The sequence below is a fragment of the Nonomuraea sp. NPDC050153 genome, from assembly GCF_044460125.1.
GTDB lineage: Bacteria > Actinomycetota > Actinomycetes > Streptosporangiales > Streptosporangiaceae > Nonomuraea.
Genome location: NZ_JBITJQ010000001.1, coordinates 652,664 through 679,061 on the forward strand (window position 1 = coordinate 652,664; position 26,398 = coordinate 679,061).

Here is a 26,398-nt window from a genome sequence, read left to right on the forward strand (position 1 = left end):
GAGATGCTGGGACCGGAGAACGGCGTCCTCCGGCATCACCGATACGCTGATGATCCCGTGGCGAGAAGGAGGCCCCAGCATGACCGTCGCCGTCCACGTCGGACCCGAGCCGGTGCCCGTGCTCATCGAAGCGGTGCAGCGGGCGGGCGGCAGGGTCGTGCCGCTCGATGAGGCGGAGGCGATCGTCTTCTACGGTGGCGGCCCCGAGCAACTGCGGCCGATGCTCCACGACGGCATCCGCTGGGTGCAGCTGCCGAGCGCGGGCATCGAGCGCTTCGCCGAGGCCGGGATCATCTCCGAGCACCCGGTCATCACCGCCGCCACCGGCTCCTACGGCCTGCCGGTGGCCGAGCACTCGGTGGCCCTGATGCTGGCCGCCGCCCGCGCCCTATACCGGTCGGCCAGGGCGAAGACGTGGGAGCCGAAGACGTCCAGGGAGTTCGCGGGCTCGACGGTCGCGATCGTCGGCTTCGGCGGCATCGGGCAGGCGCTCATGCCGATGCTGCAGCCGTTCGGCTGCCGGGTCCTGGCGGTCACCGACAGCGGTGAGGCGCCCGGCGCGGACCTCGTGCTGCCCCGCGCCCGCTACCGCGAGGTGCTGCCCCAGGCCGACTACGTGGTCGTCCTGGCGCCGGCCACGCCGGAGACGAGGGGCATGTTCGGAAAGCGCGAGTTCGAGCTCATGCGGGAGGACGCCTGGCTGGTGAACGTCTCCAGAGGCAGCCTCGTCGTCACCGGCGAGCTGGTGGACGCGCTGCGCGCGGGCCGCATCGGCGGTGCGGCGCTCGACGTCACCGACCCCGAGCCGCTGCCCGACGGGCATCCGCTGTGGAGCCTGGACAACGTGCTCATCACGCCGCACTCCGCGAACCCGCCCTCCTCCTACTGGCGCGGCCTGACCGAGCGCGTCACCTCCAACGTGCGGCGCTTCGGCGAGGGCGCCCCGCTGGAGGGTGTGGTCTCCCCGTCCCGGGGGTTCTGACGCTTCTCCTGGGCCGGCTCAGCCGAGGTTGAGCCGGGCCCCGCTGCTCAGCCCCGAGTCGTGCACCTCGAGCGCGGCCGGGGCGAGGTCCTTCGGCAGCTCGAACACCAGCGCGCCGGCGAACGATTGGCCCGCCTCGATGCGGATCGGCGTGATCTCCTTGCCGTCCTGGTCGAGCAGCTTGGTGCCGCCGTGTAACTCCCGGTCCTCGTCGACCAGCTTCTGCTGGCCCGGGTAGAGGACCCTGGCCTCCTGGCCGACGTTGCTGACGCGTACCCCGATCTGGCAGGTGCGCGTGGCCGCCGACTTCGCGGGCTTGGGGCACTTCGTGCCGGTGACGGCGAAGCGCAGCTTGCCGTCCTGCACGGGGCCGTCCTCGCCGGCCGCCGGCGAGCGCAGCGCCCACGTCAGCACCACGATCAGCCCGACCACCACCACGAACGCGATGATCAACGCGGTCATGCAGCCCGCGAACACGCCCCGCTTGCGCTTGGCGGGCGGGTAGCCCGGCAGCGGCCCCTGACCGGTGGCCGCGGGGTGGGGCATCGGCCCCTGCCCGGTCTGGTGGTGGGGGACCGGCCCGGTGAGATCCGGGTGCGGCCCCCGCGGCCCCCGCCCGGTCCCCGGCACGGGGCCGGTGCGCTCGGGATGGTGAACCGGGGGCACGGGCCCGGTCCGCTCCGCAAGCGGTGGCAACTGCCCCGGCTTGGGCCCCAGACGCTCGGCCGGTGGCGGCATCTGACCCGGTTTAGGTCCTGAGCGCTCGGCCGGTGGCGGCATCATCCCGGGTGTCGGCCCGGTGCGTTCGGCGGGGGGCGGCTGCATCATGCCGGTCTTGGGGCCGGTGCGTTCGGCCGGCGGCACGTGGCTCGCCGCCCCCGGCTTGGGGCCGGTGCGTTCGGCGGGCGGCGGGGGCTGCGGGCCGCGCGGCTCGGCATGCGGGGCACGCCCCTCGGGACGGCGGGGCGGGCCCGGGCGGCCCGCGCCCGGCACCTGGCCCGAGCGGTCGGGCGGCATCGGGTGCGGCTGCCGCGGCATCATCGGGAAGTCCGACGGGTTCCACGAGTTGGTCAGGTGCTTGGTCGCGGCGAGCTGCGCCGCGGGCTCGTCGGCCGCCCCCACCAGCTCCAGCAGCAGCTGCTTGGCCGCGGGCCGGCGCGCCGGGTCGGGGTGGATGGCCGCCGCCACCAGCCGGTCCAGGGGCGCGGGCAGCCCCCGCAGGTCGGGCGGCGCGCTGCGGGCCCGGGCCGCCATCACGTACGCGTCGCCCTCGCCGAACGGATGCCCGCCCAGCCCCGCGTAGGCGATCAGCGACCCCCAGGCGAACACGTCGCCCGCCGGGCTGGTGCGCCCCTCGAAGACCTGCTCGGGAGCGATCCACCCGGGCGTGCCCATCACCATGCCGGCGTTGGTGTGCCGGGAGCTCACGTGCGTCGACCGCGCCAGCCCGAAGTCGATCACTCGGGGCCCGGCCAGCGTCAGCATCACGTTGGCCGGCTTGAGGTCGCGGTGCACGAGCCCGGCCGCGTGGATCGCGGTCAGCGCGGCGGCCACGCCGACCGCCGCGGAGTGCAGCACCGACGGCGACAGCGCCCCGTGCTCGATCAGGTGGTCCTCGAGCGAGATGCCGTCGATGTACTCGGTGACGAGGTAGAGGACGCCGCGGTCCTCGCCGTGGTCGAGCACGCGCGCCGTGCAGAACGAGGCCACCTTGCGGGCGTTGGACACCTCTTCGTGGAAGCGCGCCCGGTAGATCGGGTCGGCGGTGTAGTCGCGCCGGATCGCCTTGAGCGCCACCCGCGACCCGTCGGCCGCCTTGGCGAGGTAGACCACGCCCATGCCACCGGAGCCGAGACGGCTGATCAGCTCATAGGGGCCGATCGCCGGCGGATCTTCCGGCTCCAGCGGAGTGCCTGCGGAGCGCCCCAAGGTAGCCGTCCTCTCGCCGTCGTCATCCCGTCTCAACCCGAACCGTTCCTCCGCCCGGCACGTCTTTTGTACCCAAGACTCTAACGGAGGAAGTGCCTGCCCGGTGGCCACTAGTTCTGAGCAGGCGTGGGAGCGCCGTGGATGCGCGACGGGCGCATCGTCACCCGCAGGCGCGAGAGATTGAGGGCGTAGGGGAGGGGGCGGTGCGGGGACAGGAGCCGCCCGACCGGCTTGGGGCGGGCGGCACGGACGATGCCGGCCAGGAAGGCGGTGCCGACCGCGAGCGTGAGGTGCACGCCGTCGCACCCCGGCCCCTTGAACGACCGCGCCCACCACTCGTTCGCCACGGTGCCGTCCAGCCAGACCTCGGGGGCGAACGTGTTCGCGTACGGCAGGCGCAGGCTGCGCTGGTGCGCCGCGACCGGCACGAGCACGGTGGTGCCGGCGGGCAGGGTGGTGCCGTACCAGTCGGTCCGGGTGGTGGTGACCCGCGACAGCGTCGGCACCGGCGGCCACAGGCGCAGCCCTTCGCGCAGGCAGGCCCGCAGGTAGTCGGCGTCGCGGCGGGCCGACTTGCGCTGGGCCGGATGGGCGGCCAGCAGCGCCAGGGTCTGCATCAGCCCCGCCGACAGCACGCCGAGGCCCATCAGCCAGAACGCCGCCTGCATGAGCCCGCGCGAGCGGGCCAGCCCGGGGGTCTCCGCGATCAGGCCGGCCAGGCTGCCGGGTTCGGCGCGGCGCAGGTGGTCGATGAGGCGGGCGCCGTACCGGCCCGAGAGGAGGTCCTGGCGCCGCCTGTCGCGCCACCTGCCGGCCCGCGTCAGGCCCGCCAGCAGGCGGGTGAGCTCCACGTCGCCGGCGGCGCCGTCGCCGTAGACGCAGCGCCTGGCCACGCGCTGCCACTGGGCGTTCAGCCGGTCGTGGTCCACCACGCCGGAGGTGAGCTCCCCGGCCTCCTCCCTGGCGATCTCGATGAACGTCGGGCGCAGCACGTCGGTCGGCAGGCCGAAGGGGCGCTGTTCGACGCCTTGCGCGTACTCGCCCTCCTCCGACAGCACGCGCAGGGCGTCGCGCTTGGAGATGACCAGCAGCGCCGGGCCGCGCCGGCCGCGCACCAGGACGGGGCGGCCGCCGTACCTGGACTCGAGCTCGGCCAGCAGCGCGCGGGAGCGCAGTGGGTCGCGGCCGGGCATCAGGTGCGGCACGCCCGGCCGGACGATCGTGGAGGCCAGGCGCAGGCTCTCCAGCACGGTGGCCCGGGGGAGGCCCCTAGGCACGCGCGGCCTTCCGTGTTCCGGCCGGCGCCCGCGGGTCCGTGGCCAGGCGGGTCCGGACCTCTCGGACCGCGGGCGCCTCCCGGGTGGCCGGAGCAGGATGGAAGTCCATATGGCGATGTGATCTCCCGTGGCGCCGCGTTCGCAATCAGGGGTTTCGACCACCGGAACACTTCCGGCGGGGCGCCGCGGAAACGTTCCGATGGCCGGAACGCCTAAGGGCCGAGCAGGGCGGCCGAGATGGCCTGGGCGGCGCCGCGCACGGAGATGCCGAGCTTGGCGAGCGGCGCCGCGCCCGCGGGGGCGGCCACTCCGAGGGACATGCAGATCCGGCCGCCCGGGCCGAACACCGGCGCGGCCACGCACGCCACGCCCTCGGTGAACTCCTCCTGCGAGTACGCCACGCCGTACCGGCGGACCTGGGCCAGCTCGCGCTCCAGCCCGGCCAACGTGGTGATCGTGCGGCGCGTCAGCCGCTCGAACGAGCCGCGCGCCAGCAGCTCCTGGCGCAGCCTCGGGTCGAAGGCCAGCAGCGCCTTGCCGGTCGCCGTGCAGTGGAGCGGCGCGCGGTCCATGCCGTCGGAACGGGAGTCGACGCGGTTGTGGCTGTAGAGGCGCTCGACGTAGCGGGCTTCCAGGCCGGAGGGGACGGCCAGGTTGACCGTCTGCCTGGTGGTCTCGCACAGGTAGAGCAGGTAGGGCAGGACGACCTTGCGGGTGCCGGGCACGCGGGCCCGCGTGATGCCGGCCATCGTCTCCAGCAGCTCGCCCGGAAGATAGCCGTTGCCGACCCGCCTGGCCAGCTCGCGCGAGCACAGCACGCCCAGGATGCGGTGGGCGGTCGTCTTGGGCAGGCCCGTGGTGCGGCACAGCTGCGAGAGGCTGACCGGGTGGGAAGCGGTGCTGAGCGCCAGCAGGATGTCGATCCCCCGCTCCAGGCTGCCCGGCTGGGCAACGGGGCGGTCGTCCGTCATGCGCTGCTCTTGGCGGATCAGTTCCGTCGGCATTGATGTCCTTTCGCTCTCCGGAGAGCGAAAGGGGCTTCCCGGGGTTGCGGTTGTCCTTCCCTTGGCGTACCCGGCTGCCGTCCGTTAACGCAGGCTGATGATCTCGGCGTACACGGAAACCGCCACTTCACCGGGCGTTCTGGCACCTATGTCCAGACCCGCCGGAACCCGCACCCGCTCGCTTCCCTCCACGCCCGCCAGCACCGCCGCGCCGCGCCTGCGGCTGGCGATCAGCCCGATGTACGGGACGCCCTTGGCCAGCGCGTCGCGCAGGACCGGCTCCTCGCCGATCCCGTGCGAGGCGACCAGGACGGCGTCGGTGCCGGGGGCGACCCCGGGACCGGTCTCGATCTGGTACCCCAGCGCCGTGCCGACGGCGGCGAAGGCCCGGGCGATGGGGCTGTCGCCGTGCACGTGGACCAGCGCGGGAGGGAGTACGGCCTCCAGGAAGATCTCCAGCGTGCCGCCGGACAGGCACGGCTGGCCCACGGCGACCAGGCCGTCCTCCTCGTGCGGTTCGCCCGCCTCCGGCGTGATGCGCAGCAGCGTCGCCCGCCCCGCGTGCCGGGGTTCGAGCAGCCGCAGGCCCTGCGCCCGGACGGTGTCGGTGGCGCAGACGCCGCCGACGAACCCCTCGATCGTCCCGTCCGGCAGCACCAGCGCGCGGTCGCCCGCCTTCGCGCTGGTCGGCCGCTGCGCCCGCACGACCGTGGCCAGCACGTACGGCTCCCGCCCCGACCGCAGCCGCGCGACCCGGGCGTCCAGGTCGGCGGCCGGCCGCGGCCGGGACGTCGGCATGCCGAGGAAATCGCTCATGCGCCCTCCTCCGTCGGACGCATGAGCGAAACTCGGCTGTGTCTGATTGTTCGCTCGCTGCGCTCGCTCACGGGATGGCCAGGTCCGTGCGGAACGGGTCGCCGTTGATGACGCGCCAGACGTTCGCCGGGGTGAGCGGCATGTCGGCGTGCCGCACACCGTACGGCCTGAGCGCGTCCACCACGGCGTTGACCACCGCCGCGGGAGACCCGACGGTGGCCGACTCGCCCACGCCCTTGGCCCCGATCGGGTGCGTCGGCGAGGGCGTCACGGTCTCGCCCAGCTCCCACGACGGGCACTCCATCGAGGTCGGCAGCAGGTAGTCCATGAACGACGCCCCCAGGTGGTTGCCGTCCTCGTCGAACGCCATCACCTGCATGAGCGCCATCCCCACCCCGTCGGCCAGCCCGCCGTGGATCTGCCCCTCGACGATCATGGGGTTGATCCGCACGCCGCAGTCGTCCACCGCCACGAACCTGCGCACCTTCACCTGCCCCGTCCCGGGGTCGACGTCGACCACGCAGATGTAGGCGCCGAACGGGTAGGTGAGGTTGGGCGGGTTGTAGACGGTGACCGCGTCCAGGTGGCCTTCGACGCCTTCCGGCAGCTCCAGGTTGGAGTGCGCGGCCAGCGCGATCTCGGCCATCGACCTGCCGGCGGACGGGTCGCCCACCACCGACCACCTGCCGTCGGCCCACTCCAGGTCCTCCGGAGCGGCCTCCAGCATGGCCGCCGCCACGATCTTGGCGCGGTCGCGCACCTTCCTGGCCACGATGGCCGTGGCCGCGCCGGAGACGGGGGTGGAGCGCGAGCCGTACGTGCCCAGGCCGAACGGCGTCTGGTCGGTGTCGCCGTGCACCACCTCCACGTCGTCGGCCGGGATGCCCAGCTCCTGCCCGACGATCTGGGCGAACGTGGTCTCGTGCCCCTGGCCCTGCGACTGGCACGAGACCCGCAGCACGGCCTTGCCCGTGGGGTGCACCCGCAGTTCGGCGCCGTCGGCCATGCCCAGGCCGAGGATGTCCATGTGCTTGCGCGGGCCGGCCCCGACGGCCTCGGTGAAGAAGCTGACGCCGATGCCCATCAGCTCGCCCCTGGCCCGCCTGTCGGCCTGCTCGGCGCGGAGCTTGTCGTAGCCGGCCATGTCCATGGCCAGGCGCAGCGCCTTGGGGTAGTCGCCGGAGTCGTACTCCCAGCCGGTGGGGGAGTGGTACGGGAACTGCTCGGGTCTGAGCAGGTTGCGCATCCGCAGGTCGGCCGGGTCGAGGTCCAGCTCGGCGGCCAGCACGTCGATCATGCGCTCGACCAGGTAGACGGCCTCGGTGACGCGGAAGGAGCAGGCGTAGGCGACGCCGCCGGGGGCCTTGTTCGTGTAGACGCCGGTGACCTCGCAGTGGGCGGCCTCGATGTCGTACGAGCCGGAGAAGACGTGGAAGAAGCCGGCCGGGAACTTGGTCGGCTGGGCGGTGCCGTTGAACGCGCCGTGGTCGGCGGTCACCTTGACCCTGATCGCCTGGATCCGGCCGTCCCGCGTCGCGGCCACTTCGCCGCGCATGTGGTAGTCGCGGGCGAAGGCGGTGCTCATGAGGTTCTCGGAGCGGTCTTCCATCCATTTGACCGGCTTGCCGGTGACGATCGAGCCGACGATGGCGCAGACGTAGCCCGGATAAATCCCGACTTTTCCGCCGAAGCCGCCGCCGATGTCCGGCGAGATCACCCGGATCTTGTGCTCGGGCAGCCCGGCCACCATCGCGTACAGCGTCCTGTGGGCGTGCGGTGCCTGCGTGGGGCACCAGACGGTCAGCTTGCCGGTGACCTTGTCGAAGTCCGCGACCGCGCCGCACGTCTCCAGCGGCGCCGGGTGCACGCGCGGATAGAGCAGGTCCTGGGCGACCGTCACCTCCGCCTGCTCGAAGAGGGCGTCGGTGCGGGCGCGGTCGCCGGCCTCCCAGTCGAAGATGTGGTTGCCGGTACGCCCTTCGAGATCGTCCCGGATGACCGGGGCGTCCGGTTCGAGGGCCTTCCTGGCGTCGATGACGGCGTCGAGGGGGTCGTACTCGACGTCGATGAGCTCCAGCGCGTCGCGGGCCGAGTAGGCGTCCTCGGCCACCACGAACGCGACCTCCTGGCCCTGGAAGCGCACCTTGTCCGTGGCCAGCACCGCCTGGGTGTCCTGCGACAGCGTCGGCATCCAGGCCAGGCCGAGCCCGGCCAGGGTCTGCCCGGTGATGACGGCCTTGACCTTCGGGTGGGCCTCGGCCGCGCTCGTGTCGACGGAGACGATCCTGGCGTGGGCGTGCGGGCTGCGCAGCACGGCGCCGTACAGCATGCCGGGCAGCCGGACGTCGTCGGTGTAGTTGCCGCGGCCCCTGATGAAGCGGGCGTCCTCTTTACGGTGCATGCGCCCGTAGCTCATGATTTCGCCTCCGTCGCGGACTCGGCGACATTCAGATCCGTCGCGGACTCGGCGACATTCAGACTCGCCTGTGCCGCCCATCTGATGGACCGGACGATGTTCTCGTAGCCGGTGCAGCGGCACAGCTGCCCGGAGATGGCCTCGCGGATCCGGGCCTCGTCGGGGTCGGGCACGCGGTCGAGCAGCGCGCGTGCGGTCAGCAGCATGCCGGGCGTGCAGAACCCGCACTGCAGCCCGTGGCACTCCACGAACCCCTTCTGCACCGCGTCCAGCTCCCCGTCCTTTTCCAGGCCCTCCACGGTGGTCACCTCGTGGCCGTCGGCCATCACCGCCAGCACCGTGCACGACTTGACCGGCACGCCGTCGAGCTGCACCGTGCAGACGCCGCAGTTGGAGGTGTCGCAGCCCCAGTGGGTGCCGGTCAGGCCCAGCTCGTCGCGCAGGAAGTGCACGAGGAGCAGCCTGGGCTCGACCTCTCTGGTGTACGGCTGCCCGTTCACCGAGACCGTGATGCGCATGTCAGATCCTCCCCGCTGCCCGGGCCAGTGCCCGCCGGGTCAGCTCGGCGGTCAGGTGGCGCTTGTAGTCGGCGGGGCCGCGCTGGTCGGCGTGGGGGTCGCAGTGCTCGGCGGCGATCCTGCCGGCCTCCGCGAACGCCTCCTCGCCGGGCGGCCTGCCTTCGAGGTGACTTTCGGCCTCGGGGGCGCAGAAGTGCTCGGCGCCGACCGCGGTCAGCCCGATGCCCGCCTGCGCGATCACGCCGTCCCGCACCGTGACGACCGCTCCGGCCGCGGCGACCGGCCAGTCGCCCACGCGCCGCTCGACCTTCTCGTACGCGCTGCCCGTGCCCGCCGCGATCGGCACGCGGAGCTGTACCAGCAGCTCGCCGGGCCCGACGGCGGTCTCGTACGGGCCCTCGTGGAAGTCTCTGATCGGCACGGTACGCTGACCGCCCGCGCCCTGGATGACCGCCCGCGCCCGTAACGCCGAGAAGACGGCGGCCAGATCCTCGGAAGGGTCGCCCTGGCACAACGAGCCGCCAACGGTCCCCCGATTTCTCACTATCGGGTCGGCAATAACTCGCTCCGCATCCCGAAATATCGGGAAAAGGTCGGTGGCGGTGCTGCTGTCCAGCAGCTCTGCGTGACGTACCAGCGCGCCAATGACCAGCTCGTCACCCTCGACGGCGATCCGCCCCAGCTCGGCCAGCCCGTTGATGTCGATCAACGCCTCCGGCTGGGCCAGGCGCAGCTTCATCATCGGGATGAGGCTGTGCCCACCTGCGACGATCCTGGCCTCGGGGCCGTAGCGCGCCAGCAGTTCGAGCGCGTGCGGCACGCTGTCCGCTCTCTCGTATTCGAACCTCGCGGGAACCTGCATGACTGCACATTGCTGGTGCCGATTTGTCGCGACAATCCGCAAATAAGGGATTCCTTAATGCGGGCCGGAGAACTATGAAGGGTGAGTGACACTCAGCCAGCTCGGCGCGTTCGTTTTCGTCGCCCGTCTGGGGTCCGTCAAGGCGGCGGCGCGGGCGCTGGGCGTGAGCGAGCCCGCGGTCTCCCAGTCGCTGGCCCAGCTCCGCAGGCACCTCGGCGACCCGCTGCTGACCCGCGCCGGCGACCGGATGGTGCTGACGGAGGGCGGGCGGCGGCTGCTCGGGATCGCCGCCCAGATCGTCGCGCTCGGGGCCGAGGCCGTCGCCGCCGTCCAGCCGGGCCGCGGCGCCGGACTGCACGTGGTCATGGACGCCGGGCTCGCCGAGTACGTGGCCGGGCCGCTCGTCTGCCTCTTCACCCAGCGCAAGTCGGTGGACGCCACCACCGGCGTGGCCGCCACGGCCGAGATCCCGCTCCTGCTGTCCAGCCGCCTGGCCGACGTCGCCCTCGGGGCCCAGGTGACGGGCGAGGGCCTGGCGAGCCGCCCAGTGCTGCGCTGCCGACTGATCGTGGTCGGCTCGCCCCGAGGCCGCCGCGACCACTGGCTGGTCGGCCCCTCCGGGACGGACCCGCTGAGCGACACGAGCCGGCTGCTGCGGCTGCTGCGCGTCCCGGAGTCCCAGGTGCGGGTCTTCGCGAACCAGACGGCCGCCTGGAAGGCCGCCGCCGAGGGCTCCGGCGTCGCGCCCGCCACGGCCCACCTGGTGGCCTCCGAGTTACGCCGGGGCGAGCTGGTGGCCATCGAGACCGCCGCCACCCCGCTGGCCGCGTACTGGTACGCCACGACCCTGGAACCTCCGAACCGATCGGCGGCGGCGGGCACGTTCCTGGACTTCCTCACCACCCCGGCCGCCACCCAGCTCATGCGCACCCCGGACGAAGGCATCCCCCGCAGCCGCTTCCGCCCGCCGATCCACGTGTCAATCTGGAGCTGAGGTCTACCGCCTGAGCCACCGGCTCGTCGCCGCCGCACTCAACGCAGGGCCGCGGCCTCCGAGGCGAGCTTCTCCACGCGGCCCCAGTCACCGGTGGCCAGCGCGTCGGCCGGGGTCAGCCAGGTGCCGCCGACGCACCCCACGTTCGGGAGCGCGAGATAGTCGGCCGCCGTGTTCACCCGGATCCCGCCCGTCGGGCAGAACCGCACGTCCGGCAGCGGCCCGGCCAGCGCCTTGAGGTAGGGGACGCCGCCCGCGGCCTCGGCGGGGAAGAACTTCAGCTCCTTGACCCCCCGCTCGGCCAGCGCCATCACCTCGGACACGGTCGCCGCCCCCGGCAAGTACGGGACGCCGCTCGAATCCAGCGCCTCGACCAGCGACAGGGTCGTGCCGGGCGACACCAGGAACCTCGCCCCGGCGGCCACCGAGGCCGAGATGTCCTCCGAGCTGCGGATGGTCCCCGCCCCCACGGTCGCGTCGGGCACCTCGGCCGCGATCCTGGCGATGGCCTCGCGCGCGGCCGGGGTGCGCAGGGTCACCTCGATGACCGGCAGGCCGCCGGCGACCAGCGCCCTGGCCATCGGCACCGCGCTCTCCACGTCGTCGATCACCACGACGGGGATCACCGGGGCGAGATCGAGCAAGCTCATGAGTTCTTCTTCTCCTCGTCGGCCCGTTCACGGCCGTCTAGTCACGTACAGGTCCCGCGCACCCACCCCGGACGACTGGTGTCACCCCACCAGTTCCCTGCGGGCGCGCTGGGACAGCAAGGCCGCCGCGCCCGTCAACGCCGGTTGCGGGGCGACGATCAACGCGGTGCCGATGGCCTCCAGGTAGTGGGCCATGTCGGGATTGTCGGCGAAGCGCGTCCTGAAGCTGCTGGTGCGCACGCGCTCCACGATACGGGGGAGCACTCCGCCGCCCAGATACACCCCGCCGCGCGCGCCGAGCGTCAGGGCCACGTTCCCGGCGAAGCTGCCCAGCATCCCGCAGAACACCTCCACCGTCTCCGCGCACAGCGAGTCGTCCAGCCGGGTCACGATGTCCGAGGCGGTCAGCTCCGGGGCGGTGACGCCGTTCACCTGGGCCAGCGCCCGGTGCAGCCGGACCAGCCCGGGCCCGGACAGCACGTGCTCGGCCACCACGTGCGCCAGCCCCCGCGCCTGCAGCACCTTGACGATCTCCAGCTCACGCCGGTCCACCACGGGCACCGTGACGTGCCCGCCCTCGCCCGGGATCGGCGTCCAGCCGTGCTCGGACGGCACCAGCCCGCCCACGCCGAGCCCGGTCCCCGGCCCCAGCACGGCCTTCACGCCGTGACCCGGCTCGGGGCCGCCCAGCGAGACCAGGTCGTCGCCCTCCAGGTGCGGCAGCGACCCGGCCAGCGCCTCGAAGTCGTTGAGCAGCACCGCGTACGGCACGTCGAGATCCCGTACGGACCCGGCCCACGCGGAGTTCGTGAGCCGGTAGTGGTCGCCGTCGATCGGTCCCGCCACGGCCAGGCACGCCGCCCCTGGTCGCACTCCGCCCGCGTGCTGCGCGAGATAGGCGGCTACGGCTTCGGGGAGGGTCGCGTAGTCGGCCCCGGCCAGGACCGCGACGTTCGTCGGCCGCGCTCCCAACGAGGTGACCAGGCCGAACCGGGCGTTGGTCCCGCCGATGTCGGCGACCAGCCACGGAAGGTCAAAGGCACTCACCGCATACCTCCGGCGTCCAGGGCGGCGTCAAGATCGCTCGCCATATACCGAAGGATGATTTCACGAACGCTCACGCCGCCCCAGACGGGGCGGTGAGCCGGCGTCCTCCGGACCGTCACCTCGCCAGCCCGGCGTGCTGGGCGCCCACCGGGGAGCCCGTCTCCAGGTGGGAGGTCCCGGCCTCGGCGAGGAAGCCCAGGCCGGGACCGTGGTCGGGCGACTCGGCGCCGCTGACGCCGAAGATCCCGGCGCCCTGCTCCGCGTGCCCCGCCATCCGGCGGAAGGCCGCGAAGAGCTCGCGCCCGGTTCCCACCCACTGCGCGTCGCTCAGCGGGCGGCCCTGCGGCACGCGGCGCGCCAGCTCCTCGGCGGGCACCCGCAGCTCCAGCGTCCCCGCCGACGAGTCCAGCCTGATCACGTCGCCCTCCCGCACCAGGGCGAGCGGCCCGCCGTCGGCGGCCTCGGGCGACAGGTGGATGGCCGCGGGCACCTTTCCCGAGGCGCCGGACATGCGGCCGTCGGTGACGATCGCCACCCGCTGGCCCCTGTCCAGCAGCACGGCCAGCGGCGGCGTGAGCTTGTGCAGCTCGGGCATGCCGTTCGCGCTCGGCCCCTGGTATCGGATGACCGCCACGAAGTCCTGCCCGTCCAGCTCGCCCGCCTCGAACGCCCGCAGCAGGTCCAGCTGGTCGTCGAACACCTTGGCCGGCGCCTCGATCACCAGGTGCTCCGGCTTGACCGCCGACACCTTGGAGACGGCCCGGCCCAGGTTGCCCGACAGCATGTGGATCCCGCCGTCCGGCGAGAACGGCGTCGCGACCGGCCGCAGCACGTCCAGGTCGGAGCTGCCGCCGGTGACCGGCGACCACACCAGCTCGCCGTCCACCAGCTCGGGAGCCTCGCGGTAGCGGTCGAGGCCGGGGCCGGCCACGGTCATGACGTCCCCGTGCAGCAGGCCCTCGTCCAGCAGGTCGCCGATGAGGACCTGCATGCCGCCGGCGTCGCGGAAGTGGTTCACGTCCGCCTGGCCGTTCGGGTAGATCTTGGTGAGGGACGGCACGACCTGCGACAGGTGGGCGAAGTCGTCCCAGGTCAGCACGATGCCCGCGGCGGCGGCCATGGCGACCAGGTGGAGGGTGTGGTTCGTGGAGCCGCCGGTGGCCAGCAGGGCGACGCAGGCGTTCACGATGGCCTTCTCGTCGACCAGCTCGCCGATCGGCGTGTACTCCGAGCCGTGCGCGGTGATCTCCACCGCGCGGCGCCCGGTGACCTCGGTGAGGGCGTGGCGCAGCTCGGTGTGCGGGTTGACGAACGTCGAGCCGGGCAGGTGCAGGCCCATGACCTCCATCAGCGCCTGGTTGGAGTTGGCGGTGCCGTAGAAGGTGCAGGTGCCGGGGGAGTGGTACGACTTCGCCTCGGCGTCGAGCAGCTCCTGGCGCCCGACCTTGCCCTCGGCGAAGAGCTGGCGGGTGCGCGCCTTGACCTTGTTGGGCAGGCCCGAGGCCATCGGCCCGGCCGGCACGAAGATCGCGGGCAGGTGCCCGAAGTGCAGCGCGCCGATGAACAGGCCGGGCACGATCTTGTCGCAGACGCCCAGCAGCAGCGTCGAGTCGAACATGTCGTGCGACAGCGCGATCGCGGTCGCCATCGCGATCACGTCGCGGCTGTAGAGGGACAGCTCCATGCCGGGCCGCCCCTGCGTGATGCCGTCGCACATCGCGGGCACGCCGCCGGCCACCTGCGCCACGCCGCCGGCCTTGCGCACCGCGGCCTTCAGCTCCGGCGGGTACGTCTCGTACGGCTGGTGCGCCGAGAGCATGTCGTTGTAGCTGGTCACGATCGCCACGCCCGGCTTCGCCGTACCGCGCAGCACGAGCTTGTCCTCGGCGGGCGCGCCCGCGAAGCCGTGCGCCAGGTTCGCGCAGCCGAGGTGGGCGCGGGCCGGGCCCTTCGCCCTGGCGGCCGCGCCGTCGCGCCGGATGCGCGCCAGGTAGGCGGCCCGGCTGGTGGCGCTGCGCTCGGCGATGCGGTCGGTGACGTCCTGGATGACGGGGTTCACGGTGCCTCCTTCGTCGGGTCCATGAACCCGGAATCGATTGTTCACACGTCCTCCTCGTGCCACTCGCGACCGCTGCGGCCGAGCAGTTCGTGGGCTCCGGCGGGGCCGGCGGTCCCCGCGGGGTAGGGCTCGGGCAGGTCCTCCGACGACTCCCAGGCCGACAGGATCGGGTCGATCCAGCGCCAGGCCGCCTCCACCTCGTCACGCCGCATGAACAGCGTCGGGTTCCCGGCCAGCACGTCCGTCAGCAGCCGCTCGTACGCCTCCGGCACCCGCGCGGTGAACGTCTTGCCGAAGCTCAGCGACAGCGGGACCGGCTTCAGCGTGACCTCGCCCGCGCCCGGCTCCTTGGCCATGATGTGCAGCTCGATGCCCTCTTCCGGCTGCAGGCGCAGCACCAGGCGGTTGGGCGTGCCGCCGGGGTAGATGGAGTGCGGCACGTCCTTGAACTGCACCACGATCTCCGACCTGCGGTTCGGCATCCGCTTGCCGGTCCGCAGGTAGAACGGCACCCCCGCCCACCGCCAGTTCTTGATCTCGGCCCGGATCGCGGTGAACGTCTCCACCCGGCGCGAGGCCTCGGTCGGCGGCGTGGAGGCGGGCTCGTCGAGGTAGCCCGGCATCTCGTCGGCCTCGGTGTACTGGCCCCGCACGGTGAAGCGGTCGACCTCCGTGCCCGTGATCGGGCGCAGCGCCTGAAGGACCTTGACCTTCTCGTCGCGGATGGCCTCGCGGTCGTTGCGGGCCGGCGGCTCCATCGCGGTCAGCGTGAGGAGCTGGAGCAGGTGGTTCTGCACCATGTCGCGCAGCGCGCCCGCGTGGTCGTAGTAGCCGCGCCGGCCCGGCGTGCCGACGGTCTCGGCGGCGGTGATCTGGACGTGGTCGATCCACAGGGAGTTCCAGATCGGCTCGAGGAAGGCGTTGGCGAAGCGCAGGACCAGCAGGTTCTGGACGGTCTCCTTGCCCAGGTAGTGGTCGATCCGGAAGATCTGGCGCTCCTCGAAGATGGCGCCGACCTCGTCGTTGATCCGCTGCGCGCTCGGCAGGTCGTGGCCCAGCGGCTTCTCCAGCACCACGCGCGAGCGCGGCGTCACCAGCCCGGCCTCCTCCAGCTCGCGGCAGAAGGGGCCGAACGTCCGGGGCGGGCTGGCCAGGTAGAAGACCCGGTCACGCTGCTCGTGCCCGGCCAGCAGCCGGCTCAGTGCCCCCCAGCCGGACTTGTCGGCGCCTCCGACGTCGACCGACACGTGGTGCAGGCGGCCGAGGAAGCGCTGCCACACGGAGGGGTCGTCGATCGGGACCCGGTCGCGTACCTCGGCGTCCACCTTGCCGCGGAAGTCGGCGTCGGTCAGGCCGCCCCTGGACATGGCGATGACGCGGGTCTCCGGCGAGAGCCGGCCGTCCCTGTCGCTGTGGTAGAGCGCCGGGAGCAGCTTGCGCATGGACAGGTCGCCGGTTCCGCCGAAGACGACGAGGTCGGCGGTGTGGGCGGGGCTGGTTGTCGACACGGGGGACACGGTTGCGGGCTCCGATTGATCTACCAAGCAGGGACAGAACGGACACTAACGAGAGTTTGGGTCTCACACAAGCGGAGTTTTGGCATTTGAGATAAAAAAGTCGGGACTTTTCATGACCTAACCTCATGTGATTCACTTGGCCGATGCCTCGACGTACCGCCGCGACCCTTGCCACCAGTGGCGAGGTGCTCCGCCTCATCCGCACCGGAGAGGCCGTGACACGTGCCGACCTGGGCCGGGTGACCGGCCTGTCGCGCCCCGCGGTGCAGCTGCGCGTCGGTGAGCTGCTGGAACGCGGCCTGGTCGTGGAGCGCGACGACGCCCCGTCCACGGGTGGGCGGCCGCCGGTCCGGCTGGAGTTCAACGCCGCGGGCGGCGTGGTGCTGGTGGCGGCGCTCGGCGCCAGCCGCACCCGGGTGGCCGTCTGCGACCTGGCGGGGCAGGAGCTGGCCGGGCGAGAGTTCGCGATGGACGTGGAGCAGGGGCCCGACGTCGTGCTCCCGGTGATCATGGACACCTGGGACGAGCTGCTCGGCGACCGGCCCCGCTCGATGCTCAGAGGCGTCGGGATGGGCGTGCCGGCCACGGTCGAGTTCGCTCAGGGGCGCACCGAGAGCGCCCGCGTGATGGCCTCGTGGACCGGCGTGGTGATCCCGCCGATCATCCGCGACCGCTTCCCCGTCCCCGTGCTCGTGGACAACGACGTGAACGTGCTGGCCATCGGCGAGCACCGCGGCGCCTACCCCGACCTGGACGACCTGATGTTCGTGAAGATCTCGACGCGGATCGGCGCGGGCGTGATCGCCGGGGGCGGCATCCTGCGCGGCGCGCTGGGCGCGGCCGGCGAGATCGGGCACATCCCCGTGATCGACGGCGGCGACGTGCTGTGCCGCTGCGGCAACACCGGCTGCGTCGACTCGGTGGCCAGCGGCGTCGCGCTGCTGCGCGACCTGCGGGCGCAGGGCAAGGACGTCAAGACGATCGCGGACGTGACCGCGCTGGTGCGCGCGGGCGACGCCGAGACGATGGCCACGGTGCGCGAGGCCGGCCGCCATATCGGCGAGGTGCTGGCCGGGGCGGTCAACATCCTCAACCCGTCGGTGGTGGTGCTGGGCGGCGACGTGGCCGAGGCGTTCGGGCCGCTGGTGTCGAGCATCCGCGAGGTCGTCTACCGCCGCTCCACGGCCCTGGCCACCCGGCGGCTGCGCATCGAGCCCAGCCGGCTGGGGGCGGGCGCGGGCATCAGCGGGTGCGCGGTGATGGTGCTCGACCACGTGCTCTCGCCGGACGCCGTGGACGAGACCATGACGGTCTCGGCCCTGCGCCGCGAGCGCGTCGCGGCCCCTTAGAGGTCCCAGCGAGGGACGTCGCTCTCCCGTACGAGCCCGTCGGCGCCGAACACCAGATAGCGGTCGAGGTCGGCGGCGAACCAGCGGTCGTGCGTGACCGCCAGCACCGTCCCCTCGAACCCCGCGAGCCCCTGCTGGAGCGCCTTCGCGCTGGCCAGGTCCAGGTTGTCCGTCGGCTCGTCGAGCAGCAGCAGCGTCGCGCCCGACAGCTCCAGCAGCAGGATCTGCAGCCGCGCCTGCTGCCCGCCCGACAACGTCTCGAACGGCTGCCCGCCCGCCGGCGCCAGCTCGTAGCGGGCCAGCGCCGCCATCGCCTCGTTGCGGGTCATCGCGTGCTCCCGCATCACCACGTCGGCCGCGGCGCGCCCGGCCCTGGCCGAGCGCGGCCTCGACCACGCCTGGGACGCCACGTTCGACGAGGGCCTGGGCTACCTCCTGGACGGCATGGAGCGAGCAGTCCCTGGAACGCGGAGACGGCCGGCTCGGGTGAGCCGGCCGTTCTCGGGGGCGATCGTCAGTCCTCGCGGGCCTGCTTCGGGAGCATCAGGCCGACCGCGAACGTCGTGGCGATCATCCCGGCCGCCACCCACAGCGTGATCGCGACGCTCCCGGTGCCGAAGTAGAGGGTGCCCAGCACGGCCAGGCCCAGCGCGCCGCCCACCTGCTGGAGCGCGGTCAGCGTGCCGGAGGCGGAGCCGGTCTCCCGGGGTTCGACGGCGGCCATCACGATGCTGAAGTACGGGCTCATGATCAGCCCGCTGCCCAGCCCGGCCACCACCAGCGCCGGGGTGAGCTGCCAGGGCGTGACCCCGGGCGAGACGACGGCGATCACACCGATCACGCCGAGCCCCATGACGATCGCCCCGGCCAGCAGCACCTTGCGGCCGTGCCTCCTGGCGGCCTGCGCGACGCCCATGCCCGCGATCATGCCCAGCGACGAGGGCACGCCGGTCAGCGCCGCCTTCAGCGGGGAGTAGCCGAGGCCGAGCTGGGTGTAGAGGCCGATCACGAGGAAGAACCCGGTGAAGGCGGCGAAGTAGATCGTGCCGGTCGCCATGCCGGAGACGAACGCCCGCTTGCCGAACAGGCTGGGCGCCACCAGCGGGTCGTCGCCACGCCCGGCCCTGCGCCTCTCGTAGGCCGCGAAGACCGCGAACACCGCCGCCGAGCCCGCCATCATCGCGAACGACCACGCCGGCCAGCCGCTCTCGTGCCCCTGGACCAGCGGGAAGACCATGAGAACGGTGCCCGCGGAGGCCAGCGCGGCGCCCGGCAGGTCGAGCCGCACGCCCTTGACCGGGCGGGAGGCGGGCAGGAAGCGCAGGGCGGCCAGCGCCGCGCCGGCCCCGATCGGCAGGTTGATCAGGAAGATCAGCCGCCAGTCGACCCCGGTCAGCGCGCCCGCCAGGATGGGCCCGCCCACCGCGGACAGCCCCATGACCGGCCCGAACAGCCCCATCGCGACCGCCAGCTCCTTGGGCGGGAACATCTCCTTCATCAGCCCCATGCCCTGCGGGATCATCGCCGCCCCGAACAGGCCCTGCACGACCCTCGCCGCGATGATCGTCTCGGGGGTGGCGGCCACGGCGCACAGCAGCGACCCCACGGTGAACCCGACGACGCCGATGAGGAACATGCGCTTGCGCCCCACGATGTCCCCGAGCCGCCCGCCGGTCAGCAGGCCCGCGGTCATGGCGAGGGTGTAGGCCGCGCCGAGCCACTGGATCAGGGAGGTGCCGCCGCCGAGGTCGGCTCGCATCGTCGGGCCCGCGACGTTGGTGACGGTGGCGTCGAGCAACTCCATCACCGAACCGGCGAGGACCACCGCGAGCGCGGGCCAGCGCCACTTGTAGGGCGCGGGCTCGGACGCGGCCGGTGTCTGCGCCGGGCGGGTGTCGAGGACGGTCATTGCGGCCTCCTGAATCGGAACGGCTTGTTCTGTTCCAGATTAGCAGAACGGAATGCTTCATTCCATAATCAGGCCAAGATTCTTCGTGGCGATCAGGGGTGTCATGGCGGAGCCGGTCAAGGGCGCGCGCCGGCGCGTGCGGCCCACCGTGCGCAGCCGTAAAAGATGGGTTTTAAGGGGTTTTGTGGTGTCTGGGGTGGCGCGTGTGGCCGGGCGGCGTGTGAGTGCGACCGGAGGTCGTCACGGCGGTGGGAGGCGGCGTGACGGACGGGCGGGCCGGCTGCGCCGACGGAGTGATCGTGACCCGCTCCGGCGTGGGCGTGCGGGAGGCGGCGGGCCCGGCGGGGGCCGCCGGGGTGGGTCGCGTGGAGTGCGTCGCCCGGGACGTCGGGCGCGCGGAGGGCGCCTGCTTCGGGGTCGGGCGGCGCGCGGCCGAGAAGGACTGCGTCGGGTGCGTGTGCGCCGGGCGCGCGGAGGAGCTGAGAGTGGTGGGCGCCGTGCGGGCGTGGGACTCGGCGGCGACCGGGATGGAGCCGTCGCGGGAGCCGGGGCCGGTACGGTGCCAGTCGATCGCGTCCAGCCGCTTGCCGCTGGACGCCCCGCCCACCAGGATCCCCGCCGTGGCCAGCATGAGCGTGCCGATCAGCGCGCCGGCGACCATGAGCGCCCGGCCCCGCCGCCCGATCCCGTCGGGGAAATCATCGGCGAACGGGGTGGGTTCCGGTGATCGCTCCGTGCCAGTCACGCCTCAAATGCTAGAGAGGTGGCGCCGGTGCCAGGGCCGATCCGGACAAATCGGAGTCAATTGTGATCATCAACAGCTGCAGAGCAGCCCGCGCAGCGCCGTCTCCAGGCACAGGTCGGACCGGGCCGGGGTCGGCCACGGGAAGCGGATCAGCGACTCGTCCACCCGTACGGTCGCCCCGAACCGGTCCAGTTCCCACAGCCACACCTCGCCGGCCTCCTCGCCGAGCTGCCGGGACACGCCCGCGGTGAGCTGCGCCCGGTGCGAGGCGTTGACGTGCGCGAGCACCCGCTCGGCCGTCTGCGCCAGCGGGTCCGGCGCCGCGCCCAGGTAGTCGTCGGCGTCCAGCAGCCCCGACTCCTGCCCGGTCAGGTACACGACCTGCCCCACGTCCAGCCGCAGCAGCCGGGGCGCGGCCGGCTCCCCGAACCGCTCCAGCGCGTCGAACAGGCTCTCGTCGGCGCTGTGGGCGGCCACCGCGACCGCCGCGCCGCGGGCCTCGCCCTCGGGCACGGCCTCCGCCCACCCCTGCACCTCCAGCAGCCCGCGCGGGTGGGTGACGTCGCCCAGTTGCCGCATCGCCGTCAGGTTCACCGCTACGACGGCGTCCTCGCGCAGGCGGTGCAGGGACTCGCCGGGCAGCACCAGGAGCACGGGCCGGCCACGCTCGTCCACGCCTCCCCGGGCCGGGGAGGGGGCGCCGTCGACGGACAGCTTGGCGACGCTCGCGGTCGCGGCGATGGTGCGGACCCGCTCGGGGATTGGCAGCATGGGCCCTCCGTTCCAATGATAGGTTAGGCTCTCCTAAGTAAGGATTACCTAATCACATTGAGGTGAACGTGCGCTACACCGGCCCCAAGGTGCGACTGTCCCGACGCGCGGGCGTCCCGCTGACCAGGAAAGCCGTCCGCTACTTCGAACAGCGCCCTTACCCGCCGGGTGAGCACGGCCGCAAGACCAACCGCCGCAGCACCGGCGACTACGGGCTGCGGCTGATGGAGAAGCAGAAGCTGCGCTGGTACTACGACGTGTCCGAGCGGCAGCTGCGCCGTTACTGGGACCTCGCCGTCCGCAAGCCGGGCGCCTCCGGCGCCGAGCTGGTCACGCTGCTGGAGATCCGGCTGGCCTCGCTCGTGCTGCGCGCGGGGCTGGCGCCGTCCATCTACGCGGCCCGGCAGTACATCAACCACGGCCACATCGCCGTGGACGGCCGCAAGGTGGACATCCCCAGCTACCTGGTCAAGCCCGGACAGGTGATCACGGTGCGGGAGCGGTCCCGCAGGATGCAGCCGTTCGTGGCCGCCGCCGAGGGCGTGTACGCCGACGAGCGCATCGCGCCCTACCTCTCCGTCGACCACGCCAATCTCACATTCACCCTGACGAACCGCCCAGAACGCGAGCAGATCGCGGTGCCCGTGGACGAGCAGCTCGTCGTGGAGTTCTATTCTCGTTAGCCGTGAGTCACCTGCAGGGTCGGCGCCTCGCAGACCCTGCAGCGCGCGCGCGGGGGCCCGGCCGGCTCAGCCCAGCCGGCGTAGCTCGGCGACCTCTTTGCGCAGCGCGGTCAGCTCGTCGAGGATCAGCTGGGTGTGCTCGCTGGTGTCCTCCAGCACGGCGCGCTCCTCGGCGTTCTCCTCGTCCATGGCGCTGACGACCACGGCCATGAAGAGGTTCAGGATCACGAACGTGCAGATCAGGATGAAGATGGTGAAGAAGACCCAGGCCGACGGGTGGCTGGTCATCACCTCCCTGGCGATGTTGCCCCAGTCGTCGCCGGTCATCGTCTGGTAGAGGGTGAACAGCGAGGTCGGCAGGCTGCCGAAGCGCTCGGGGGCGGAGCTCCCGTAGAGCTTGGTGGCCATGACGGCGGCCACGTAGAGCACCAGGCCGAGCAGCACCACGATCGAGCTCATCCCGGGCATCGCGCGCAGCAGCGCCGAGACGACGCGGCGCAGGCTCGGCACCACCGACAGCAGCCGCAGTGCGCGCAGGATGCGCAGCGAGCGCAGCACGGACAGGCCGCCCGAGGCGGGCAGGAAGGCGATGAGGACGATCGCGGCGTCGAACACGTTCCACGGGTCGCGGACGAACCTCGAACGCTCGACGTAGATCTTGGCGATCAGCTCGACGGCGAAGACGTACAGCGCGATGTGGTCGACCACGGTGAGCAGGTGGCCGAAGCGCGAGACGACGGCGGGGAAGGTCTCGAGACCCAGCGTGGCCGCGTTGAGCAGGATGACGCCGACGATGAACCGCTGGAAGCTTTCGCGGGCGAGGAAGGCGGCTGTGCGTTCACGCACGGGGGCAGGCTCCTAAGGGGCGTGGTCATGTGCCCCACCATGATGGCGCAACGCGATCAAGAGGGTATCTGTGGTATAAAAACGCACCTGACCGACGAATGGTGAGGGCGCCGAGCGACCATGTCCTATCCGAACTACGGTCCCTCCTACTACGGGCCGCCACCCCAGACCCACCCCCAGGGGACCACCATCCTCGTGCTGGGCATCCTGAGCCTGGTGGTCTGCACGATCCTCGGCCCTTTCGCCTGGTCGATGGGAAACAAGGTGCTGCGCGAGATCGACGGGAGCGGCTACTACTTCGAGAACCGCGGTATGGTGCAGGCCGGGCGCATCTGCGGCATCGTCAGCTCGATCCTGATGATGGTCACTCTAGGCTTCGTCGTCCTGATGTTCGGGCTCATGGCCATCACCGGCTCCCTTTCCGGCCAGTAGGTCGCCGATGCCCGACTCCAGCAGGTCGAAGGCCTTCTCCGCCTGAGCCCGGAGGGCGGGCTCGATGCTCTCCCACGCCTCGCCCGCGAGCTGCCTGCGGGTGGAGTAGTCGCCGAGCAGGCGCGTCGTGTTGAGGATGTGAGAGGCCACCAGCCGCGGCGTCAGGTCGTCGGGGTCGGCCTCGAGCTCGTCGGCCAGCGCCTGCGCCAGCGCGCGCTGCCGCTCCTCGCCGAGCTCGCGTAGCTTGGCGGCCAGCGAGGGGGCCTCGCCGACGATCCTGGCGAACACGTCGGCTCCCGCGTTGAGCCCGTAGCGCCAGTCACGTGTGCCGAGCGCGTCGAGGAAGTCTCGGCGGAACGCCCGCACCACGCTCTCCCCGGGCCCGCGCTCGCGCAGCACCCGCGGGGCCAGGTCGACGGCCACGTCCTGCCGGTCGGCGAACAGGTCCTCCTTGGTGCTGAAGTAGTTGAAGACCGTGTTGACCGACACGTCGGCGGTCCGCGCCACCTCGGCCACGGTCACGTTGTCGAACCCCCTGGTCATGAACAGCCCCATCGCGACGTCGGCGATGCGCTGCCTGGTCTGGCGCTTCTTCCGCTCCCGCAGCCCCTCTTGCATGCCTCCATCGTACCAAGTTTGCAGTCGCACCAAAATTGTGGCTACTCTAATTTTGGAGGCGATGAAATGATCACTACTTCAGGTCTGAGCAAGACCTTCGACGGCGGCGTGGAGGCCGTCAAAGGCGTCGACCTGGCGGTCGAGCCCGGCGAGATCGTCGGGTTCCTCGGTCCGAACGGCGCCGGCAAGACCACGACCATGCGCATGCTGACCACGCTGCTGCGCCCCACGTCCGGCACCGCCACGGTGGCCGGGCACGACCTGCTCGGCGAGGCGAAGGAGGTGCGCAGGCGCATCGGATACGTGTCCCAGAACGGCGGCGTGCCGCCAACGTCGCCGCTGGAGGGCGAGCTCGCCCTCCAAGGCATGCTGTACGGCCTGAGCAGGGCGCGGGCGGAGGCCAGGACGCGGGAGGCATTGGAGCGCCTCGAACTCACGGGCCTGGAGTCGAAGCCGGGCGCGGCGCTCTCCGGCGGCCAGCGCCGGCGCTTCGACATCGCGTTCGCGCTGCTGCACGACCCCGTCGTGCTCTTCCTGGACGAGCCCACGACGGGCCTCGACCCGCAGAGCCGGGCCAACCTGTGGGACCACATCCGCTCGCTGCGCCTGGAGAAGGGCATGACGGTCTTCCTCACCACCCACTACCTGGACGAGGCCGACGCGCTCTGCGACCGGATAGTGATCATCGATCACGGCCGGATCGTGGCCGAGGGCGCCCCGGCCGAGCTCAAGACCGGCGGGCGCACGCTCGACGAGGTGTTCCTGGACATCACCGGCAGATCGCTGCGCGAGGAGACCGCGTCCACCGGAAAGGGAGTCTGATGCTGCGCGACACCTGGGTGCTGTTCCGCCACGGCGTGCGCGTCACGCTGCGGCAGAAGGTCGGGATCATCTTCGGGGCGATCCAGCCGCTGCTCTTCCTGGTGCTGTTCGGGCCCATCTTCACCACGTTCGGCACGTGGGAGACGCTCGTTCCCGGCCTCATCATCCAGCTCGGGCTCACGAGCATGGGGCTCGCCGGGTTCGGGGTGGTGTTCGAGAAGCGCTCCGGCGTGCTGGAGCGCATGCGCGTCACTCCGGCCAGCCGGCTGGCGCTGCTGCTCGGGCGCGTGCTCAACAACGCGCTCACCATGACGATCCAGACGGTGCTGCTCCTCGTGATCGCCTTCGCCCTCGGCCTGCGGGCCCCCGCGCTGGGGCTGGCGGCCGGGTTCGTGCTGGTGATCGTGCTCGGGACCAGCCTGGCCGCGCTGTCGTACGCCATCGCGCTGACGATGAACGAGCACCTGTTCGCGCCCGTGATGTCCACGGCGGTGATCCCGCTGGTCCTGCTGTCGGGCTCCTTCCTGCCGATGTCGATGGCGCCGGGCTGGCTCGACGCCATCTCGCACATCAGCCCGTTCAGGTACGCGCTGGAGGCGCTGCGTGACCTGTTCGCGGGGCACTACCTGACGGGCACCGTGGGCCTGGGGGTGGCGGTGACCCTGGTGTTCGCCGCGGTCAGCCTCACGGTCGGGACCAGGGTCTTCAACCGGGAGAACGCCTGATCGAGCGGGGTCAGGCCGCGCTCCTGACGCGCCGCCGCAGCGCGGCGATGATCCCCGCCGGGTCCATGTTCCCGTAGCCGTAGTCGTAGTCGAAGCCCACCTCGCTGCGGTCTTCGGCCGTGCGCCGCAGCAGCGCCCGCAGCTGGGTGGGCGACAGCCTGGTCGACGGCCACCGGGTGCGGACGGCGGCGACGAGCCCGGCGGCCACCGGCGTCGCCGCCGAGGTGCCCGAGTCGGGCTCGTCGTCGCCGAACGCCTTCGACCCGGAGAAGTGGGTGTAGGCGCAGAAGTCGGGCTTGCGGGCGGTCAGCCGCCCCGGCCCCTGCGAGGAGTAGCCCACCCGCTCCCCGTTGATGTCGACGCCGCCGATGGACAGGACCTTCGGGTGGGAATTGGCGCCGACGATGGGCCGGTTGGGGTAGACGCACCGGCCGTCGGGGCACTGCCCGCCGCAGTTGCCCGCCGCGAACAGCACGTCCGCGCCCGCCCGGTCGAGCTCGGCCACCATCAGGTTGAACGGGTGGGCGGCGTTGTCGGAGTAGTTGCCCGGATGCCCGACGGGGAAGTCCCACTCGGGGGAGAAGGAGCCCCACGAGTTGCTCACCACCAGCGCCCTGGTCTCTTCGGGCTGGGCGGCGAGCACGTTGCGCAGGTGCGCGAAGGCCGACACCGCGTCCGACAGCAGCCCGTCCAGCGCCGAGCCCCCGGGCCGCGTGGACAGCAGGACCGGGATGTCGATCAGCGACGCCTGGGGAGCGGCGATGAGCGTGTCGAACGCGCACATCGTCCCGTGGTCGACCTCGAACTCGCCCGCCTTGCCCGACACGCCCTGCGGGCTCCACGACCGCTCGGCGTCCAGCGTGACGCCCCTGCCGAGCTGTCTGGCGGTGTGGGCCGCGTTGATCCCGGTGTCGAGCACGGCCAGCGCCACCCCGCTGCCGTCGAGGCCCTCGGCGCTCAGCCCCGGCACGTTCAGCAGCCGCTCCACGTCATGCCAGGTGCCGACCGGTGGGTCGCCGCCGCACGTCCGCGTGGTCTCGATCACCGGGTCGGCGAAGACGCCGACCACGTCGGGCCGCCGCGCGGCCAGCAGCGTGACCCTGGAGGCCAGCTCGTCGTCCGAGATCGTGCCGCGCACCAGCACGGAGGCGTCCTCGGCGGCCAGCGAGAAGTCGAGCGGCTGGTTGAGCGAGAGGGGGTCGCCCCCGGCCGCCGGGACGGGCCGCGCGACGGCCACGGGGACGTACGCGGAGTCGAGCTCGACCCCGGGCAGCCCGTCGGCCACGTCGGCCGTGGTGGCGGTCTGACCCGGGTCGGCGACGGCCGCGACCAGATCGGGGGAGGGGCGGAGTTGGATCAGAACCCGCATGTGTCACCACCGAATATCGTAGGGGGAACGAACTCCCCAAGATTCCTCCATCCACCGC

24 protein-coding genes and 1 pseudogene are annotated in these 26,398 nt (G+C 72.2%); 7 read left to right on the plus strand and 18 right to left on the minus strand.

Annotated features, from left to right (window positions below):
- Positions 1 to 79 precede the first annotated feature (79 nt).
- A complete protein-coding gene (locus ACIBQ1_RS03080; protein ID WP_397274262.1) occupies positions 80 to 982 on the plus strand; it encodes a D-isomer specific 2-hydroxyacid dehydrogenase family protein in 903 nt (300 codons plus the stop codon).
- Between the two features lie 18 nt (positions 983 to 1,000).
- On the opposite strand, the gene ACIBQ1_RS03085 is transcribed toward ACIBQ1_RS03080, so the two are convergent.
- The 7 genes from ACIBQ1_RS03085 to ACIBQ1_RS03115 form a co-directional block, all read right to left on the minus strand.
- The gene (locus ACIBQ1_RS03085) at positions 1,001 to 2,911 is read right to left on the minus strand and encodes a protein kinase (RefSeq protein WP_397274263.1); all 1,911 of its coding nucleotides are present in this window, start codon (positions 2,909 to 2,911) and stop codon (positions 1,001 to 1,003) included.
- A gap of 110 nt (positions 2,912 to 3,021) precedes the next feature.
- The gene (locus tag ACIBQ1_RS03090; protein WP_397274264.1) at positions 3,022 to 4,188 is read right to left on the minus strand and encodes a cytochrome P450; all 1,167 of its coding nucleotides are present in this window, start codon (positions 4,186 to 4,188) and stop codon (positions 3,022 to 3,024) included.
- A 212-nt stretch (positions 4,189 to 4,400) separates the two neighbouring features.
- Positions 4,401 to 5,192, minus strand: a complete 792-nt coding sequence (locus ACIBQ1_RS03095; protein WP_397274265.1) for an IclR family transcriptional regulator — start codon at positions 5,190 to 5,192, stop codon at positions 4,401 to 4,403.
- 84 nt (positions 5,193 to 5,276) lie between these two features.
- Entirely contained in the window at positions 5,277 to 6,008 is a 732-nt protein-coding gene (locus ACIBQ1_RS03100; RefSeq protein ID WP_397274266.1) for an XdhC family protein, read from the minus strand.
- A gap of 67 nt (positions 6,009 to 6,075) precedes the next feature.
- Complete coding sequence (locus tag ACIBQ1_RS03105; protein ID WP_397274267.1) at positions 6,076 to 8,424, minus strand: aerobic carbon-monoxide dehydrogenase large subunit; 2,349 nt, start codon at positions 8,422 to 8,424, stop codon at positions 6,076 to 6,078.
- Positions 8,421 to 8,942, minus strand: a complete 522-nt coding sequence (locus ACIBQ1_RS03110) for a (2Fe-2S)-binding protein (protein WP_397274268.1) — start codon at positions 8,940 to 8,942, stop codon at positions 8,421 to 8,423. Before ACIBQ1_RS03110 ends, ACIBQ1_RS03105 begins: the two co-directional genes overlap by 4 nt.
- Position 8,943: 1 nt before the next feature.
- A complete protein-coding gene (locus ACIBQ1_RS03115) occupies positions 8,944 to 9,804 on the minus strand; it encodes an FAD binding domain-containing protein (RefSeq protein WP_397274269.1) in 861 nt (286 codons plus the stop codon).
- 85 nt (positions 9,805 to 9,889) lie between these two features.
- Between ACIBQ1_RS03115 and ACIBQ1_RS03120 the strand changes: the two genes are divergently transcribed.
- Positions 9,890 to 10,798: a LysR family transcriptional regulator gene (locus ACIBQ1_RS03120; protein ID WP_397274270.1), complete on the plus strand. Its 909-nt coding sequence runs from the start codon at positions 9,890 to 9,892 to the stop codon at positions 10,796 to 10,798.
- 38 nt (positions 10,799 to 10,836) lie between these two features.
- Here the strand turns inward: ACIBQ1_RS03120 and eda are convergent, their stop codons facing one another.
- The 4 genes from eda to zwf all read right to left on the minus strand — a co-directional run bounded on the left by eda (position 10,837) and on the right by zwf (position 16,062).
- Positions 10,837 to 11,448: a bifunctional 4-hydroxy-2-oxoglutarate aldolase/2-dehydro-3-deoxy-phosphogluconate aldolase gene (eda, locus tag ACIBQ1_RS03125; RefSeq protein WP_397274271.1), complete on the minus strand. Its 612-nt coding sequence runs from the start codon at positions 11,446 to 11,448 to the stop codon at positions 10,837 to 10,839.
- Positions 11,449 to 11,529: 81 nt separating this feature from the next.
- Positions 11,530 to 12,495, minus strand: coding sequence for a glucokinase (gene glk, locus ACIBQ1_RS03130; RefSeq protein WP_397274272.1), 966 nt, complete (start codon positions 12,493 to 12,495; stop codon positions 11,530 to 11,532).
- A 115-nt stretch (positions 12,496 to 12,610) separates the two neighbouring features.
- Complete coding sequence (edd, locus tag ACIBQ1_RS03135) at positions 12,611 to 14,554, minus strand: phosphogluconate dehydratase (RefSeq protein WP_397274273.1); 1,944 nt, start codon at positions 14,552 to 14,554, stop codon at positions 12,611 to 12,613.
- 41 nt (positions 14,555 to 14,595) lie between these two features.
- Complete coding sequence (gene zwf / locus ACIBQ1_RS03140) at positions 14,596 to 16,062, minus strand: glucose-6-phosphate dehydrogenase (protein WP_397274274.1); 1,467 nt, start codon at positions 16,060 to 16,062, stop codon at positions 14,596 to 14,598.
- Positions 16,063 to 16,214: 152 nt separating this feature from the next.
- Between zwf and ACIBQ1_RS03145 the strand changes: the two genes are divergently transcribed.
- Positions 16,215 to 17,420: an ROK family protein gene (locus tag ACIBQ1_RS03145; protein WP_397274275.1), complete on the plus strand. Its 1,206-nt coding sequence runs from the start codon at positions 16,215 to 16,217 to the stop codon at positions 17,418 to 17,420.
- Here ACIBQ1_RS03145 and ACIBQ1_RS03150 read toward each other — a convergent pair.
- The 4 genes and pseudogenes from ACIBQ1_RS03150 to ACIBQ1_RS03165 all read right to left on the minus strand — a co-directional run.
- A pseudogene (locus ACIBQ1_RS03150) lies at positions 17,417 to 17,788 on the minus strand (ATP-binding cassette domain-containing protein); the annotation flags it as partial. The gene ACIBQ1_RS03145 and the pseudogene ACIBQ1_RS03150 overlap by 4 nt on opposite strands.
- A gap of 146 nt (positions 17,789 to 17,934) precedes the next feature.
- Positions 17,935 to 19,329: an MFS transporter gene (locus ACIBQ1_RS03155; RefSeq protein ID WP_397274276.1), complete on the minus strand. Its 1,395-nt coding sequence runs from the start codon at positions 19,327 to 19,329 to the stop codon at positions 17,935 to 17,937.
- A gap of 172 nt (positions 19,330 to 19,501) precedes the next feature.
- Positions 19,502 to 20,074: a hypothetical protein gene (locus tag ACIBQ1_RS03160; RefSeq protein ID WP_397274277.1), complete on the minus strand. Its 573-nt coding sequence runs from the start codon at positions 20,072 to 20,074 to the stop codon at positions 19,502 to 19,504.
- A gap of 69 nt (positions 20,075 to 20,143) precedes the next feature.
- Complete coding sequence (locus ACIBQ1_RS03165; RefSeq protein WP_397274278.1) at positions 20,144 to 20,845, minus strand: DUF2470 domain-containing protein; 702 nt, start codon at positions 20,843 to 20,845, stop codon at positions 20,144 to 20,146.
- Between the two features lie 68 nt (positions 20,846 to 20,913).
- On the opposite strand from ACIBQ1_RS03165, the gene rpsD reads away from it, so the two are divergent.
- Positions 20,914 to 21,528, plus strand: a complete 615-nt coding sequence (gene rpsD, locus ACIBQ1_RS03170; protein WP_397274553.1) for a 30S ribosomal protein S4 — start codon at positions 20,914 to 20,916, stop codon at positions 21,526 to 21,528.
- 66 nt (positions 21,529 to 21,594) lie between these two features.
- Here rpsD and ACIBQ1_RS03175 read toward each other — a convergent pair whose 3' ends face one another.
- On the minus strand, positions 21,595 to 22,374 hold the full coding sequence (locus ACIBQ1_RS03175) for an ion transporter (RefSeq protein WP_397274279.1): 780 nt from the start codon (positions 22,372 to 22,374) through the stop codon (positions 21,595 to 21,597).
- A gap of 120 nt (positions 22,375 to 22,494) precedes the next feature.
- Between ACIBQ1_RS03175 and ACIBQ1_RS03180 the strand changes: the two genes are divergently transcribed.
- Positions 22,495 to 22,806 (plus strand): DUF4190 domain-containing protein, encoded by a 312-nt coding sequence (locus tag ACIBQ1_RS03180; protein ID WP_397274280.1) that lies wholly within the window; start codon positions 22,495 to 22,497, stop codon positions 22,804 to 22,806.
- Here the strand turns inward: ACIBQ1_RS03180 and ACIBQ1_RS03185 are convergent.
- On the minus strand, positions 22,744 to 23,424 hold the full coding sequence (locus ACIBQ1_RS03185) for a TetR/AcrR family transcriptional regulator (RefSeq protein WP_397274281.1): 681 nt from the start codon (positions 23,422 to 23,424) through the stop codon (positions 22,744 to 22,746). The two genes, ACIBQ1_RS03180 and ACIBQ1_RS03185, sit on opposite strands and share 63 nt — an antisense overlap.
- 66 nt (positions 23,425 to 23,490) lie before the next feature.
- Between ACIBQ1_RS03185 and ACIBQ1_RS03190 the strand changes: the two genes are divergently transcribed.
- Positions 23,491 to 24,246 carry an ABC transporter ATP-binding protein gene (locus ACIBQ1_RS03190; RefSeq protein ID WP_397274282.1) on the plus strand — a complete coding sequence of 252 codons (756 nt, stop codon included), beginning with the start codon at positions 23,491 to 23,493 and terminating at the stop codon, positions 24,244 to 24,246.
- Positions 24,246 to 24,971: an ABC transporter permease gene (locus tag ACIBQ1_RS03195; protein ID WP_397274283.1), complete on the plus strand. Its 726-nt coding sequence runs from the start codon at positions 24,246 to 24,248 to the stop codon at positions 24,969 to 24,971. The genes ACIBQ1_RS03190 and ACIBQ1_RS03195 overlap by 1 nt, the downstream gene beginning before the upstream one ends.
- A gap of 10 nt (positions 24,972 to 24,981) precedes the next feature.
- On the opposite strand, the gene ACIBQ1_RS03200 is transcribed toward ACIBQ1_RS03195, so the two are convergent.
- Positions 24,982 to 26,340: a S8 family serine peptidase gene (locus ACIBQ1_RS03200; protein ID WP_397274284.1), complete on the minus strand. Its 1,359-nt coding sequence runs from the start codon at positions 26,338 to 26,340 to the stop codon at positions 24,982 to 24,984.
- Positions 26,341 to 26,398 lie beyond the last annotated feature (58 nt).